Source organism: Bradyrhizobium sp. TM233 (genome assembly GCF_036247965.1).
GTDB classification, from domain to species: Bacteria; Pseudomonadota; Alphaproteobacteria; order Rhizobiales; family Xanthobacteraceae; genus Bradyrhizobium; species Bradyrhizobium ottawaense.
This window is the reverse complement of record NZ_BTIG01000008.1, coordinates 1-15513: the sequence shown is the minus strand read 5'-3', so window position 1 is coordinate 15513 and position 15513 is coordinate 1. Positions and strand designations below refer to the sequence as shown.

The 15513-nt window shown below is 65.1% G+C and carries 14 protein-coding genes and 1 pseudogene; 5 read left to right on the top strand and 10 right to left on the bottom strand.

The window, feature by feature from the left end; all coding sequences use genetic code 11:
- Positions 1–50: 50 nt before the first annotated feature.
- Positions 51–383 (bottom strand): ATP-dependent Clp protease adapter ClpS, encoded by a 333-nt coding sequence (clpS, locus tag AABA86_RS18115; protein ID WP_026202494.1) that lies wholly within the window; start codon positions 381–383, stop codon positions 51–53.
- A 483-nt stretch (positions 384–866) separates the two neighbouring features.
- On the opposite strand from clpS, the gene AABA86_RS18110 reads away from it, so the two are divergent.
- Complete coding sequence (locus AABA86_RS18110) at positions 867–2219, top strand: TadE/TadG family type IV pilus assembly protein (protein ID WP_212245195.1); 1353 nt, start codon at positions 867–869, stop codon at positions 2217–2219.
- A 74-nt stretch (positions 2220–2293) separates the two neighbouring features.
- On the opposite strand, the gene AABA86_RS18105 is transcribed toward AABA86_RS18110, so the two are convergent.
- Positions 2294–2632: a phasin family protein gene (locus tag AABA86_RS18105; protein WP_097658894.1), complete on the bottom strand. Its 339-nt coding sequence runs from the start codon at positions 2630–2632 to the stop codon at positions 2294–2296.
- Between the two features lie 388 nt (positions 2633–3020).
- On the opposite strand from AABA86_RS18105, the gene AABA86_RS18100 reads away from it, so the two are divergent.
- Positions 3021–4871 carry a D-alanyl-D-alanine carboxypeptidase gene (locus AABA86_RS18100; protein WP_212245197.1) on the top strand — a complete coding sequence of 617 codons (1851 nt, stop codon included), beginning with the start codon at positions 3021–3023 and terminating at the stop codon, positions 4869–4871.
- A gap of 240 nt (positions 4872–5111) precedes the next feature.
- Here the strand turns inward: AABA86_RS18100 and AABA86_RS18095 are convergent, their stop codons facing one another.
- Complete coding sequence (locus AABA86_RS18095) at positions 5112–5840, bottom strand: DnaJ domain-containing protein (RefSeq protein WP_212245199.1); 729 nt, start codon at positions 5838–5840, stop codon at positions 5112–5114.
- A gap of 181 nt (positions 5841–6021) precedes the next feature.
- On the opposite strand from AABA86_RS18095, the gene tehA reads away from it, so the two are divergent.
- The gene (gene tehA, locus AABA86_RS18090; protein WP_338307747.1) at positions 6022–7017 is read left to right on the top strand and encodes a dicarboxylate transporter/tellurite-resistance protein TehA; all 996 of its coding nucleotides are present in this window, start codon (positions 6022–6024) and stop codon (positions 7015–7017) included.
- Between the two features lie 4 nt (positions 7018–7021).
- Here tehA and AABA86_RS18085 read toward each other — a convergent pair whose 3' ends face one another.
- The 3 genes from AABA86_RS18085 to AABA86_RS18075 all read right to left on the bottom strand — a co-directional run bounded on the left by AABA86_RS18085 (position 7022) and on the right by AABA86_RS18075 (position 10035).
- The gene (locus AABA86_RS18085) at positions 7022–7771 is read right to left on the bottom strand and encodes a VWA domain-containing protein (RefSeq protein ID WP_338307746.1); all 750 of its coding nucleotides are present in this window, start codon (positions 7769–7771) and stop codon (positions 7022–7024) included.
- 138 nt (positions 7772–7909) lie between these two features.
- Positions 7910–8770: an alpha/beta fold hydrolase gene (locus AABA86_RS18080; RefSeq protein WP_212245205.1), complete on the bottom strand. Its 861-nt coding sequence runs from the start codon at positions 8768–8770 to the stop codon at positions 7910–7912.
- Between the two features lie 341 nt (positions 8771–9111).
- Positions 9112–10035, bottom strand: a complete 924-nt coding sequence (locus AABA86_RS18075) for a division plane positioning ATPase MipZ (protein ID WP_338307744.1) — start codon at positions 10033–10035, stop codon at positions 9112–9114.
- 283 nt (positions 10036–10318) lie between these two features.
- On the opposite strand from AABA86_RS18075, the gene panC reads away from it, so the two are divergent.
- Entirely contained in the window at positions 10319–11170 is an 852-nt protein-coding gene (panC, locus tag AABA86_RS18070; RefSeq protein WP_212245209.1) for a pantoate--beta-alanine ligase, read from the top strand.
- On the opposite strand, the gene AABA86_RS18065 is transcribed toward panC, so the two are convergent.
- The 4 genes from AABA86_RS18065 to AABA86_RS18050 form a co-directional block, all read right to left on the bottom strand.
- Positions 11167–11607, bottom strand: coding sequence for a DUF1489 family protein (locus AABA86_RS18065; protein WP_212245211.1), 441 nt, complete (start codon positions 11605–11607; stop codon positions 11167–11169). The two genes, panC and AABA86_RS18065, sit on opposite strands and share 4 nt — an antisense overlap.
- Positions 11608–11649: 42 nt before the next feature.
- Positions 11650–12642: a hypothetical protein gene (locus tag AABA86_RS18060; RefSeq protein ID WP_338307742.1), complete on the bottom strand. Its 993-nt coding sequence runs from the start codon at positions 12640–12642 to the stop codon at positions 11650–11652.
- 159 nt (positions 12643–12801) lie between these two features.
- Positions 12802–13005: a hypothetical protein gene (locus AABA86_RS18055; protein ID WP_018321158.1), complete on the bottom strand. Its 204-nt coding sequence runs from the start codon at positions 13003–13005 to the stop codon at positions 12802–12804.
- A 306-nt stretch (positions 13006–13311) separates the two neighbouring features.
- Positions 13312–13974: a glutathione S-transferase family protein gene (locus tag AABA86_RS18050; RefSeq protein ID WP_338307740.1), complete on the bottom strand. Its 663-nt coding sequence runs from the start codon at positions 13972–13974 to the stop codon at positions 13312–13314.
- A gap of 135 nt (positions 13975–14109) precedes the next feature.
- Here AABA86_RS18050 and AABA86_RS18045 point away from each other — a divergent pair.
- Positions 14110–14825, top strand: a pseudogene (locus AABA86_RS18045) (DUF599 domain-containing protein).
- Positions 14826–15513: the final 688 nt, after the last annotated feature.

The following is a 15513-nucleotide window of genomic DNA, read 5'->3' as shown; positions in this document are numbered from 1 at the left end:
CCATCACACACCACGCGAACAGAACCACTCTAAGGAACGCGAACGCGTGATTACTTCTTTTCCATCACGCATTGCAGCGGATGCTGGTGCTTGCGGGCGAAATCCATCACCTGCGTCACCTTGGTCTCGGCGATCTCGTAGGTGAACACGCCGCACTCCCCGATGCCATGATGATGGACGTGCAGCATGATCTTGGTCGCGGCCTCGATGTCCTTGTTGAAGAACTTCTCCAGCACGTGGACCACGAACTCCATCGGCGTGTAGTCGTCGTTCAGGATCAGCACGCGGTAGAGGTTCGGCCGTTTGGTCTTGGGCTTGACCTTGGTGATGACCGAAGTGTTCGGACCCGAGGGGTTGCCCGAACGGTTCTCGTCATTGCTCATGCGAGGAGCGTAGGCAGCGGCTGGCGCGGACAGGTCGAGTCTGGAAGTCAATTGCGGCATGGCTCAGGCGTTCAAATTCCCCACGGAAGCGAATGGCGGTCACCGCGCGACCCCGCCCTTCGGAGCCTGGCGCAGGCGCGCCGCCTTGTTGGATCGCCGCTCCCGACAATCCGGTCCAAGCCGGATCGTTCGCCAGCAATATGGGCCTGCCCCCGGCTCGCCGCAAGCGTGCAGAGGTCCGGCCGATGCGGCCACAGCAGTCCCGATTCCCGGTCCGGGCGATCAGGAGCAAGGTTAAACAATCCGGACCGATTTGACAAAAATTTCGCCCCCGCGCGTTTAGAACATGTTGACCAGGAACCCCGGCTGTTAACCCGGCTGCGACGGTTTCACGCGGGTAGCTCCGGTTTTCTACGGTCCAATTTACCCGCCGTTCAATGGCGTGGCGCGAAATCGGGCAAAACACCGATTTCGGGGATTGTCATGTCTCGCCTGCCCCTCGTCAGCCGCCTTGGTCGGCAATTCGCCCGCTTTGCAGCGGCCGAGCAAGGCAATATCGCAGTGATCTTCGCCATCGCTCTGGTCCCGGTGCTGAGCTTCGTCGGTGCCGCGATCGATTATAGCCGCGCCGCCCAGGCCCGCTCCTCCATGCAGTCGGCCCTCGACTCCACCGCGCTGATGCTCTCCAGGGACCTGTCGTCCGGCACGATCACGACGTCGCAGATCAGCAGCAAGGCGCAAACCTATTTCAACGCCCTGTTCACCAACACCACGACCCTGCCATCGGTCACCGTTGGGGCCACCTATAACGCGAGCACCAGCATTGGCTCGACAATCCAGCTCACCGGAACCGGCACCTACACGACCAGCTTCATGAAGATCGCCGGCTTCCCGACGCTCGGCATCGACACCACCTCGACCAGCGCCTGGGGCATGACGCGCATGCGCGTGGCCCTGGTGCTCGACAACACCGGGTCGATGGCCAACGACGGCAAGATGGCGGCGATGCAGACGGCCGCGAAGAACCTGGTCGATCAGCTCAGCACGCTCGCCAAGAATACCGGCGACGTCTACATCTCGATCGTCCCCTTCGCGAAGGACGTCAATGTCGGCGCCAGCAACTACAACAAGTACTGGGTCGACTTCAGCGATTGGGATGCCGCGAACGGCAGCTGGAGCTGCACCTCGGGCAACAACTGGAACTGCAATAATTGGAAATGGACGTCGGCCAACCATGACACCTGGACCGGTTGTGTGACCGACCGCGACCAGGACTACGACACCAAGAACACGACGCCGACCAGCGGCAATGTGGGGACGCTTTTCCCGGCCGAGCAGTACTCCTACTGCAACACGGGCAGCTCGTCCTATCTGCAGCCGATCATGCCGCTGAGCTACGACTGGAGCTCGCTCAAGGGCCGGATCGACGCCATGAAGCCCACCGGCAACACCAACCAGGGCATCGGCCTGGCCTGGGGTTGGATGACGCTATCGACCGGCGATCCCATGAACGCGCCGGCGAAGGACACCAACTACACCTACAAGGACGCGATCGTGCTTCTTTCCGACGGTCTCAACACGCAGAACCGCTGGTACAGCGACGCCTCGCAGATCGACGCAAGGCAGAAGAAGCTCTGCGACAACGCCAAGGCCCAGCCCCACAACATCACGGTCTACACCGTGCAGGTGAACACCGGCAGCGATCCGACCTCGAGCGTGCTGCAATATTGCGCCAGCAGCGCCGACAAGTTCTATCTGGTCACGTCGGCCAGCCAGACCGTTTCGGTGTTCAAGGACATCGGCACCTCGCTGTCGAAGCTGCGCGTGGCGCGCTGACGGACCGACCGCGTGCAAACAAAAAGCCCGGCTGAACCAGCCGGGCTTTTCGATTCCAGGACGTCCTGAAAACGTTACTGAGCAGCCGGGGTGAACTTCGACACGATGGTCTCGACCGGCTTGAACGCCTGCTTGGCGAGGTCGCTGTAGAGGCCGGCGATCTTCTGCGATTCCGCAACGAAGGTCTCGTAGGCGGAACGGGCGAAATCGGTCTGCGCTTCCATGGCCTTGTCCAGCGACTTCACGCCGGAAAGCTTCTCGACGAAGGACTTGGTGTCTTCGAACGACTTCTTCGTATAGTCGCCATAGGCGCTGGCGATCGCCTGGAGGCCGTGCTGCACCGAGGTCGCGGAGGCGACGTACTGCTCGAAGTGCTCTTTCCCGTAATTCTGGAAGTCTTCAACCTTGAACATTTCGGAATCCTTTTCCCTGGCTCGCGTCGGGAAGCCCCGGCTCCCTGACTCTGCCCACAATTAGTGCAACGCACAAAAAAGTCAAGAATATTGTGCGACGCACAAAATTGGACTCAAGTCGCGGAGATTCCCGGGGTTTCCCGCAAGGGTTCTTTAAGCATTTGGAAACCGCGGACCCCTACCCTGATTCCCTGGACGTGTTCAGCTTCCGCAGACGGTCAAAAGCCGTTTGAGAACATCACCTTAGCCAGAATAGCGGTTCAGGCCCAACGTCCCCCGCGGCGAACACCAGCGGAGGGACAGCCTGAACAGGTAATGATCCCGGGTCCATTGGGCACAATTTCGCCTCACGAGCCGGTGATCAGTTGAGAAACGGGGACGGGGTTCCATGCTTCGTAAAAACTTGTCTTCCTCGCGCTTGGCGCGGGTTGGCGTTTTCGGGCTTCTTACGGTCACCACCGCGGTCATCTTCACAACCGATGCCGCCGAGGCGCGGCGTCATCGCCGCCATTACGCGCACCACCGGGTGCAGCGCGATGTGTCCGAGAGCTCCAGCCCGAAATTCGCGTCGATCATCGTCGACGGCAATTCCGGCTCAGTGCTCCAGGCGACCAGCCCCGACGGGATCCGCCACCCCGCCTCGCTCACCAAGATCATGACGCTTTACCTGCTGTTCGAGCGTCTCGAGTCCGGGAAGATGAAGCTCGACACCGAGATGCCGGTGTCCCAGCACGCAGCCGATCAGGATCCGACCAAGCTGAATTTGCGGGCCGGCCAGACCATCCGCGTCGAGGACGCGATCAAGGGTCTCGTCACCCGCTCCGCCAACGACGCCGCGGTGGTGATCGCGGAAGCGATCGGCGGCGACGAGGACGACTTCGCCCAGATGATGACGCGCAAGGCGCGCTCGCTCGGCATGTCCAAGACGGTGTATCGCAACGCCAACGGCCTTCCCAACGACGAGCAGGTCACGACCGCGCGCGACCAGGCCACGCTCGGCCGGGCCATCCAGGAGCGCTTCCCGCGTTACTATCGCTATTTCGCGACCTCGACCTTCAACTGGCGGGGACAGTCGATCCGGAACCACAATCACCTGCTCGGCAATGTCGAGGGCGTGGACGGCATCAAGACCGGCTACACCCGCGCCTCCGGCTTCAATCTCGTGACCTCGATGCGCCGCGGCAACCGTCATCTGATCGGTGTCGTGCTCGGCGGCCGCAGCGGCGGCTCGCGCGATGCCATCATGCGCAATCTGCTCGCGGAGAACCTCGAGAAGGGTGCGACCACCCACACCGTCGCCGCTGTCACGGAGCGTGGCGGCGCTGACGCCAGCACCGAGATCGCCGACGCTTCGCCTGCCCCGGCCCGCCCCGCTCCGCAGGTCCAGGCCGCTTCTGCCCCTGCTCCCGAGGCAGCGCCGTCGCGTCTCGCCGCACGCCTGTCGACGCTCGCGGCTGCGACTGCCGCGGTGCCGCCGGCTCAGCCCAGATCCGAAGCCAAGCCTGAAGTTCGGCCGACGGAATCCAAGATCGAGCCGGCGCCGCTCACCAATGGCGTGATCTCGAGCCAGCCGCTCTCCATCATCCCCGGCTCGTCCGAGCCGATGAAGCCGGTCCGGGTCAAGACGGTTCAGGTCAAGGCCGGCGCCGTGAAGGTCGCCTCCGCCGCCCCCGCTCAGGTCCCGGCACAGGTCGCACCGCCGGTCACCAACGCCATTTCGTCCCGTTCCGACGTCGCGGAAACCTCCGGCGCCGTCGTCGCCCGGGCCGATCTCATCAACAAGCCCGAGGTCGTCAGCCAGCCGGAAGCGCCGAAGGCCGAGATCGCCCGCGCAGAGCTGCCACGGCAGCCGGCAGGCTTCGGCACCGGCAACGGCATCCTCGGGGTGCTGCCGGCCGCAACGGCCTCGGCGCCCGCCCCGGCCGCTCCGAAGCTCGCCTCCGCCGAGCCGATGCCGATCCAGATGAGCGCCACCACCAAGCCGGTGGTCACCCACAGCGGCTGGATCGTCCAGGTCGGCGCGCTCGAGAGCGAGAACGAAGCCCAGCAGCGCATCGATGCCGCGCGCAGCTCGGCCCGCGGCCTGCTCAGCAAGGCCGATCCGTTCACCGAGGTCGTCGCCAAGGACAATCGCAAGCTCTATCGCGCCCGCTTCGCCGGGCTCGAGCGCGACCAGGCCGAAGCCGTTTGCCGCGCCCTGAAGCGCGCCGACATCTCCTGCATCACCGTCCGCAACTGATCTCTGTCACCGTTCCGGAGGAAATGCCCGCGCCGCGCGCGGGCATTTTCGTTTTGGGGACGCGGTGACGACCCAGAGCGGTTCGTGAGAACGCTGTTCCGCGACAACTTCTCGTCAAGGATTTACGGTTAAAACTTTACTCAAGAGATCAACCACGCCGACAATGGCGGGTGTCAGGGCGACGGCAGACAGAGCAAGCGGAGCTCACGCGGTACGGGCGTTTGTAGCGTGGTGCCGGAGTTAGCCGTTATGCGTACGAAGCAAAGTATCCTTGGCCTCGTTTACACGGGCAGCGAGATAGTTCGACCCCCCCTGGTCGGGATGGAGTTTCTTCATCAGGGTCTTGTGGGCCCGGCTGATGTCGTCACGCCCCGCCCCCGGCTGCAAGCCAAGGATCTGATAGGCCTCCTCCGCCGTCATTTTGCCGCTCGCCGCCGTGCGACGCTGCCCCCCTGCCGCATCGCTCTGCGCGTTCTGACGCCAGGCGGGAAACCGGCGGTCCAGATAGCTTTCAAGTAAGGCCACGCTCTCGGCGTCGAATGTCGGGACCATTGCCAGCAGGCTGGCAAGATCGAACTCGCCAAGATCGCGCCCGGCGTGAGGTCCGGCGACGATCTGCCCGCCGAGCTGGCCAGAGCCGTGGTCGAGCCGCATATCCAGGAATTGCGAGCGCACGCGTGAGGACTGCCCCGACGCGGGGGCAGCACCACCGCCGCCGAACAGCCCCCCGATATTGCCGAAGCCGGCATTTGCCAGCGGTGTCCAGCCCAGCAGCCCGGCGCCGAAAATCCCGAGCGGGATCGCCACCACCAGTTCGCCCCGTAAGCCCGTGAAGGCTGCGACCGCCAGCGCCACCACGCCGCCACCGAACCTGATGGCCCGCGCCAGCACCGCCGGGTTGGCAGCGCGGAACATCTGGAGCAGCAGATAAAGCGTGATAATTGCGACAGCGCCGGCGATCAGGGTCATGACCCGAATATAGTCGCCCTCTTGTCAAAAAGCATGGCGTCCCTTCCGGCCATCCACGATTGGAGGGTGACACGCGAAATACGTTTGCCGATAAGCGCCTGACGGATCCATTCCGATACGCGCCGCGGTAACGATAGCCGCCTCGGTGGCGCAGGAGTGTTGGCAGGGTTTGGGGGAGACCATGAGCAACGGATTCAAGCCGCCGATCGTGCCGGCGGCGTTCTTTGGCATCGTGCTCGGCCTTGTCGGCCTCGGCAACGCCTGGCGCGCCGCGCATCAGGTCTGGCACTTGCCGGCGGTCGTGGGCGAGGTTCTGCTCGCGCTCGCTGCCATCGTCTGGGCGGTCCTGATCGTCCTGTTCGCGCTGCGCTGGATCTTTGCGCATGCGGACTCGCTCGCCGAAGCCCATCACCCCGTGCAATGCTGCTTCATCGGCCTCGCCGGCGTCTCGACCATGCTGATCGCGCTCGCCGCGGAGCCCTACTCGCGCCTCGCCGCAATGATCCTGTTCGGCCTTGGCGCTGCGTTCACGCTCGGCTTCGCGTTGTGGCGGACCGGACTGCTGTGGCGCGGCAATCGCGACCACACCGCCACGACGCCGGTGCTGTATCTGCCGACCGTTGCCGGCGGCTTCGTCACGGCTGCTGCGTCTTCGGTGCTCGGCTACCCCGATTGGGGACAGCTCGCCTTCGGCGTCGCGTTCTTCTCCTGGCTCGCAATCGAATCCGTGCTGCTGCACCGGCTCTACACCGTCGCGACGCTTCCGGTGGCGTTGCGGCCGACGCTCGGCATCCAGCTGGCGCCGCCCGCGGTCGGTGCGCTCGCTTATCTCGCGATCAATGGCGGCGTGCCCGACATGGTCGCGCACATGCTCGTCGGCTACGCCCTGATGATGGCGCTGCTATTGCTTCGCCTGCTGCCGTGGATCATGGAGCAGCCGTTCTCGGTGTCTTATTGGAGCTTCACGTTCGGCGCCACCGCGCTGGCGATCGCGCCGATCCGCATGGTCGGACATGGCAACACCGGTCCGATTGCACTCCTCGCACCGTGGCTGTTCGGCGCCGCCAACATCGTAGTTGGATTGATCGCACTCGGCACGCTGCGTCTGATCCTGCAAGGCCGCCTGCTGCCGCCGACGGTTGCAGCAGCGCCCCCGATACAGGCCGCGTCAGCCTGATCCGCTACTTCATCTGGCCGATCAGACTGGCCGCTCCGCTCGCGGTCTTCGCCAGTTTCAACAAGGCCTCGCGACCGCCGGCGGCATAGGCCGCAGCTGCCCGCAGCAGCTCGCGCAACTGCGCCGCCGCACCCGGATCGAAGCGGCACCAGGCGCCACCGGTCAGGCGTGCGATCTCGCGAAAGGCCTGCTCGGCGACGGCGTCATGACCTTCCTGAAACACGAAAACGGGCACGTTGAGCATGCCGAGCTCGCCGGCCTTGGCGCAGAGCTCGTCGACCTTCTCCTCCATGGCATCGCCGACGAAGACGACGGCACGCACGCCCGATGCGACCGCTTCGCGCCGCGCCTCGGTCAGGACCTTGCCGATCTGGGTATCGCCGCCGCGGCAATCGATCTTGCTCATCAGCGCCGCAAGCCTGGTGCTGTCGGAGATCCACCCCGTGGCGCGGCACTCGTTGAAGCCGCGATAATAGATCAGCCGGATGTCGAGACTGCCGAGCGCCGCGGTCTCGCGAAACATGTCGGCCTGCAGCGCGCAGGCCATGTCCCAGGTCGGCTGCCGGCTCATCGTCGCATCCAGCGCGAAGATCAGCCGCCCCTTCGCGCCCGGCGCATGCGGTGACAGCGCCTGCGCCTTGGCGACGAAGGCGGCGATGTCTTCCGCAGTCGACGTTGCGGCCTGCGGCACCGCGCGGCCTGCTTGCGCCGAGACGGCATCGCCGCTGCGCGGTTTGATGGGTTCGCCCGACATGCCTTGACCCTGCGTGGGCGGCTAATGTGGTTAGCGCAAGCCGCCCGGTCAATGTGCAAAGCCCCCGCCGGCAGAGGCCGGCGGGGGCTTTGCAGATCGCGACTGACGACGAGGGTGCCGTCAGAGAGAGAGAAGACGTCAGCTCTTGGCAGGTCCCATCAAAGCGACCGGACCGGGCTCGAGGATCTTGGGCGGCGAGGATTGCGTGTCGACCGGCGCGATCTCGCTGTCGGTCGCGCTCAGGAATTTATCGAGCATGCCCTGGATCGAGTTCTTGGCGACATCCGGACCGGTGTCGCGCATGTCGTTGTGCTGGAATTCGGTCTTCACGACCTGGATGCCCGCCTTCTCGCATTCCTCGTCGGTCGGGATCACGCCCGCATCGGCCTTGAACTGCGGATCGGTGGACCGGAACGACAGGATCTTGAACTTGCCGGCGGTGACGAAGGGCACGCGCAGATTGTCGAGCGTGACGACCTTCTTGACCTCATCCGGATACTGCTTGGCGAAATACATCGTGATGTCGCCGCCCATGGAATGGCCGACCATGGTCACCTTGTCGTAGTCGGCGTTGGGCTGAGCCTTCCTCATTTCCTGCATGGCGAGATGGATGTTGGCAACACCGCGCAGGATCTGCGGCAGCCGGCCGACATAGAGCTCGCCGGGCTTGGTCACCATGGGAGGATCGGTCGGCAAGTCATGCTGCGGGCTCAGGACCATGTAGCCGCGCGCAGCGAAGATGTTGGCGAGGAAGCCGTACTCGGTGTTCTTGACGGTGTTGCCGTGATTGATCACTGCGACCGGCAGCGTGATCATGCCGGCGTTGGCCTGCATTTCCTTGTCACGACGCACCGCGATGTCGACGGGCACCGGGCGATTGTCGCGCGAGGCATCGTAGAAGGTAATGGTCTCGTGCTTGATCGCCCACTTGCTCGCCGTGAAATAGGCGATGCCGCAGAGAGCACTGACCGAAACCAGAACGGCAATTCCACGCTTCATTTTCGTCCTCAGCCTCAGGCTCTTGCGGCCTGAATCCCTGTTGAAAATCGTGTTCTTCCGGGGCTCTTTGGCCCCTTGTCGCCTATTCGCTAATATATGTCACAGGCGCGTGACAGGAAGGCCAAATATTGTGAACCGGCAGCCCTTTCATTGTGCGCCGCACACGTTTTGTGGGCATCCCGTTCTCGCCAAGCTACGTCAGGGTGTACTTCACCATCGGACGCAACCGGTCTCGATTGGGTTCAATTTCACGGTCAACGTAGGATGAAAACGGCCGAAGGCGCCCGGCGTTCCCGTCGGAACTCGCCGCTCAGGTCGATCGGAAGTAGCGATATACCGCCTCAGGCGCCGAGGATGTCGTGAACTTCGAGCGGCTTGTCGACCTGGTTGAACCACTCGGCCCGGTTGGCGGCGCGGCGGCGGCCGCGCTCGTCCAGCGGCAGCTTGAGCTGGCGGAGCAGGGTCGTCACCTCCTCCCGTGCGGTGAGATGGCCGAGATTGGGCCGCATGCCGAGCGTGGCCTCGTCGATCTCGTCGAGGGCGGTCAGGCCGCGCGGGAAAAATTCGCGATAGACGACGCGTTCGGCGAAGCCGTCGACGTAGCGGAAGCCGAGCCGCAACGACAGATCCTTCAACCCCTCGGCGACCAGCTGCTTGTTGCGCGAGCCGAGCATCGACAGGCGGTTGCGCACGACGATCCAGTCGGTGGTCGAGCCGTCGAGCTGGCGGCGCTTGCGCCTGACGTCGCGCACCATCTCGGCGTAATGGCTCTCGCCCGTCACCGCGTAGTTGGCGGGATCGACGGTGCCGAGCACGTCGAAATCGAGGAAGCTGTCGTTGATCGGCGTGACCAGCGTGTCGGCCATCGAGTGGGCGAGCCGCATCAGGTAACTGTCGGTGCCCGGCGTATCGATGACGATGAAGTCGAAGCTTCTTTCGACCGCCGAGACCGCCTCCATGAACTGCTGGAACTCGGAATTCTCGTTCTCGGCGATCTGCATGGTCTCGCCGAGCTTGATGCAGCGATGCACCGGCAGTTCGAGGTCGAGCTTGGTGCGGCGCGCCCAGGCGGCGCGGTTGCCGATGTAGCGGGTGAAGCTCTGCTGACGGCAGTCGAGGTCGATGGTGGCGACGCGCTGGCCGGCCTTCAGGAGCGCAACCGCGATGTGCAGGGCGGTGGTCGACTTGCCCGAGCCGCCCTTCTCGTTGCCGAGCACGACCACATGCGCCGAGCCGGATTGGCCTTGGCTAGCCTGCACAAGCATGGCGATCCTCAACACCCCTAATGAATATCTTCGAGTTGACCGCGTCTGCGGTCAAGTGAAATGCGTGACAGGTAATGCAAATCGCAGGCGCCCTGCTTCATCATGAATCGCGGCGCCGTCTTTCGTCTGTGATCCAACCCACAATGTCGCGACATCGTGCACGACCTTGCGCGGGATGCTGTGCCGCATCCGGATGCATGGCGTCCACGATCGCTGCTTGTTAAGGTTAGTCGCCCCTGGCGCCAAGTCATGCCGCGCCGATTCCCAACCCTGTCGAGTCCTGATGTCAGCAAGCCCCTTGATCGCCCGCACGGTCCCAACCTTGCGCCGCGCCGTCGACAATCTCCGCAAGCGAAAGGCCACGATCGCGCTGGTCCCGACCATGGGGGCCCTCCATGACGGGCATGTGTCTCTCGTCCGCCTCGCCAAGCGGCGCGCCAGCCGTGTCGTGGTCTCGATCTTCGTCAACCCGACCCAGTTCGCCCCGACTGAGGATTTCGGCGCCTATCCGCGTACCTGGAAGGCCGACATCGCCAAGCTCGCGGCCGAGGATGTCGATATCGTCTGGCACCCCGGCGTCGAGGCCATGTACCCGGATGGCTTTGCCACCCGCATCGTGCCGGAGGGACCGGCGCTCACCGGCCTCGAGGACCGCTTCCGCCCGCATTTCTTCGGCGGCGTCGCCACCGTGGTCGGCAAGCTGTTCACGCAGTGCCGGCCGGACTTCGCGATCTTCGGCGAAAAGGATTTTCAGCAGTTGCGGGTGGTGACGCAGATGGCGCGCGACCTCGACCTCGGCGTGAAGGTCGTCGGCTCCCGCACCGTGCGCGAGCGCGACGGGCTCGCGATGTCCTCGCGCAACGTCTATCTGTCGCCCGAGGAGCGGCAGACCGCATCCATTCTCTACCGTGCCATGAAGGACAGCGCCGGCCGCATCCGTGCCGGCGAAGCCATCGCGTCGGCCATGAGGCGTGGCGCCGCGATGATCGAGGCGGCCGGCTTTGCGCTCGACTATTTCGAGGCGCGCCATGCCGAGACGCTGGCGCCCCTCACCTCGCGCCAAGACGGCCCGTTGCGGATCCTGGTCGCGGCCAAGCTCGGCACGACCCGGCTGATCGACAATATCGCGGTTTAGAGCAGCCCGAGATCGCGCAATTCGCGCCGCATCGGCTCCGGCATCGCCGCGATCGAGCCGGCGGCGGACTTGCCGAGATCGGCCGGCACGGAATCGTCGGCGAGATAGCGCCAGCCCTGGAACGGGCGCATCGGCCGCGGCGACACCGAGACCACCTTCGGCTGCATCACGATCCGGCAGCGCCCGATGCCGTCCTTGTCGCGGAACGGCTCGATGCCGATGATCTTTTCCCGCGCGGCGATCTCGCCCTTGATCACCCAATAGAGCGACCCGCCGGCGAGGATCTCGGTATCGCGCTTGGGGACCATGCGGGTGATGTGGATGTGATGTTGCGGCAGACCCTTCTTCTTGGCGGTCTGCATCCGTTCGGCGATCCACTCCTTCAATTCCTTGACGGAGTCGCAACCGACGGCGAGCTTGATCAGATGTAGCGGCATGCCCAAGCATTAGCCGGGCAGCACCGCATTTGGAATGCCGATCTACTCGTTATCCGCAGCCGCGGGCGCGGCCGCCGAGGCTGGCGGCGGAGCGAGCGGAACCGGTGCTGCGGGCGCACGCGCAGCCTTCGGCGCCGGCGGCTTCTTCGCAGCCGGTGCGGCTGGAGCCGCCGCCTGCGCCGACGTCGCGGCGGGCGCGCGCGGTGCCGGCGCTGCGTTCGCGGCCGCGGGCGCCGCCTGGCGCGTTGTCGCCGTGGGCTCCGGGTTCATGATGCTCACTGGCGGCGTCGACGAGGCGCTCGGGAACTCGGCGCTGGTCGGCTTGCCCGTCGGCATCGCGGGCGGCAGCCCGGCAAGCGCGGCCGTGGCCGGCATCGCCGACGCCGTTGCAGGCGCGTTCCAGGTTGGGGCATAGCGCGCGACCAGGATGTCGTAGAGATGGGCGTCCATGTTGGCGGCAACCCGCTGCTGGTCGGTCAGCGAGCGGAACGCGGCGCAGTCGAACTGCGTGCAACCGTCGCGCACGACCAGCACCTGCGCCACGAGGCCGTAGCGATCGTGCTCCAGCGCCTTGCGCAGCACCTTCGTGTCCGCCGTCAGGCTCTTCTCGGCGGTCGCGGCATCACCGAGCGCGGTCAGCCGGTCGATTCGGGCCGCAGTGTAGGAGACGGCGGCAGCCGCGGCATCCGGCGAGCCGAACAGCGCCTTCTCGCAGCCAATGGCGACCGCATCGCCGGCGAGGTCGTCGAGACAGGATAGCGCCGGCAGGCTCGCGATGACCGCATTTTGCGCGCGCGCTTGGGTCGGGGCGTCCTGCCCCGCCGGTTCGTAGACGCGCACGGTGGCCGCTCCGGCGATCGCGATGGACAGCAGCGTGATCACCGTCAGTGCGCCGTTGGCGACCGACCTATCGGCGCGCAGCAGCGTGATAACCAGGATCAATCCGAAGAATCCGGCAGCCGCCAGCGTCATCCACATCGGAAAGGCCGGCGAGCGCCAGATTTGGTCGAGCGAAGTGGCCCATGCCCAGTTCATGCGCGACGTCCCCTCACGCGAGCAGAGAGCGAATGGTCAAGCGAGCACCGCGAGTCGGCAACTGCCCCGGGGGCCCACCTTGCGAAGGTGAAGCGGGCCTTTTGACGGCGGCAGGACACAATTCCGCAGAGGGCACGAATGCGCGGGGAGCGTCGGTCTTCAGGACAGCGCGAGCTGACTTTCCTTGGCGACGCGTTCGAAGGCTTCGGTCGAGCTCTTGATCCGGTACTGGCAGTCGTCGCCGTCCGTCGGCAGCAGCCGGATGACCTCGTACGAGCCGCTGGCAGCAGGGCGCGCGACGTTGCTGGCCGTGAACAATACGCGCGTTCCAATCGGGAATTTGTGCTTCAACACCCTCTCCATCACTCAAACAACGCCTGCCTCGCCCATGGTCCCACTGCGACGGCCGGCCAGAAACCCAGGCGCTGTATAGCACGCGGCCGGCCGTTTTGGCCAGCGCCATGCCAGCATGGCAAACCCACAAATCTTACAGTCTTTTCATAATGATAAGGATGGAACCCGCGGGCCGATGATACCGTCGGGGCGGCATGTTCAGGCGGCATGTCGCAGGCCCGGTCGCAGGCCGGTCGCAGCCCGGGTGGCCCCTGGCCCCAGGTCGTGAGGGCCGCCGGCCGGCACGCCGCCGGCGGCCTCGGTGGGACCGACCGGTCAGGCGTCCTCGAACTTCTCGATGACAAGGGTTTCAGCCAGCCCGTCGCGGGTCCATTCCTGGAACGCCGGCAGCGCCATCATCGTCTCCATGTAGGCCTTGGTGTCCGGCGCAACGTCGATCGCATAGGTGCGCAGGCGGTGCACCACCGGCGCGTACATCGCGTCGGCCGCGCCGAAGCGACCGAACAGGAACGGACCCTTGGCACCGTAGCGCGTGCGACATTCGCGCCAGATCTCCTCGATGCGCGCAACGTTGGCCTTGGCGTCGGCCGACAGCGCCAAGGTCCGGATCGGCCGGTGCAGGTTCATGCCGCATTCGTTGCGCAGGGGCACGAAGCCGGAATGCATCTCGGCGCACACCGATCGGGCATGCGCGCGCGCGGCCACGTCGTCGGGCCACAGCTTCACTTCCGGATAGCGCTCGGCGACGTATTCGATGATGGCGAGCGAATCCCACACCGTGACGTCGCCGTCGACCAGCACCGGCACCTTGCCGGCACGGCTGAAGGACAGGATCTGCTCCTTGTCCGCGGGATTGTCGGTGTAGAGCGGGATCAGCGTCTCCACGAACGGGATGTCGCTCGCGCGAAGCGCGAGCCAGGGCCGCATCGACCATGACGAGTAGTTCTTGTTACCGATCGCGAGTTTCAGCGCAGCCATGTCATCAGTCCTTCTCGAGACGTCCTAGAGCGAGCCGCTTTTAACGCCATCGCCTGCCGCCAATCAATCGTTGCTGCGCCCCGTCATGCGTGGCAATCGTTGCGGTCCTCGCCAAGAGACGGACAAGAGACGGACATGAGCAGGCATTGGGTCGACATCACCGCGGTCGGCTTCTTCATCATCGAATGGACGGTCTATGCGCTGACGCTGGAGCATTCGGCCTATGGCCGCGACAGCCTGTCGGCGCGCATGAACCGCTATCGCGAGGTCTGGGTGCGCCGGCTGCTCGACCGCGAGACGCGCATGGTGGACATGCAGATCATGGCCTCGCTGCAGAACGGCACCGCCTTCTTCGCCTCGACCAGCCTGATCGCGCTCGGCGGCGCGCTGGCGCTGCTGCACGCCACCAACGATGCGATCACGATCCTGAGCAAGCTGCCGATCGACCTCAGCACGTCGCCGGCGATGTGGGAGCTGAAATGCGTCGGCCTCGTGCTGATCTGCGTCTATGCCTTCTTCAAATTCGCCTGGGCCTATCGCCTGTTCAACTATGTCGCGATCCTGTTCGGCGGCATGCCGCCGGCCGACCGGCGCGACACGCCGGAGGCGGAAGCCCATGTCATCCGCACCTCGCGCCTGTTCGAATCCGCCGGCCGCCATTCAACCGCGGCCAGCGCGCCTTTTTCTTCGCGCTTGGCTATCTCGGCTGGTTCGTCAGCCCCTGGCTGCTGTTCGTGACCACGGCCGCCGTGGTGGTCGTGACCTGGCGCCGGCAATTCGCATCGAGCGCGTGGGCAGCGATGGCGCCGGAGGTGGGGGATGATGATGAGGGTATCAGGCGCGGTCATTGAGGCAAGCTCATGTCCCGGACAAGCTGCAACGCGCGAGCGTTGCGGCGCAGAGCCGGGACCCAGAGGCGGCACGGCACGATGCGGATGGATGGGCCCCGGCTCTGCAGCGCACCACTTCGTGCTGCGCCGCGTCCGGGGCACGAGAGCGGTGAGTGGCGCGCGCGCTCTCCAACGTCATTACAATGCGCCAGTGCGCATCCCAGCGGCAGTGCCGTCGGGTGGGCAAAGGCGCACAGCGCCGTGCCCACGATCTCTCTCCATAAGCAACAAGGCGTGGGCACGCTTCCGCTTTGCCCACCCTACGAGATCGAGTTTGTGGCACGCAGCTCAGCTCGCAGACACGCCTTCGCATTCTCGCGGCGCGTTTCGCCCGAGCTTTGCTTCATCTCGTACCCTCATTAGCCAAGAGGGCGCAGGGAAGACCGGGTGCCGGCTCGCACCCGCGGTCCGCTGCGCGAAATGCACACGCAGAAAGAACCGCACAGCAGCATACAGGTGGTGCCGAACACTCGGCCTTCCCTGCGCGATGGTCGGACGGCTTATGCCGTGATCTCCCGGGAGCCGAACTTTCCCTCTGGCCTCCCTCGCCCCGCGAATTGGATGATGCAGTCTGCCCGGTTGGGCTCGCTCGCACCTTCGCCAGCCTTGACCGTAGCACCGACGGCCAGGACCACACGGTTTTGCCGTA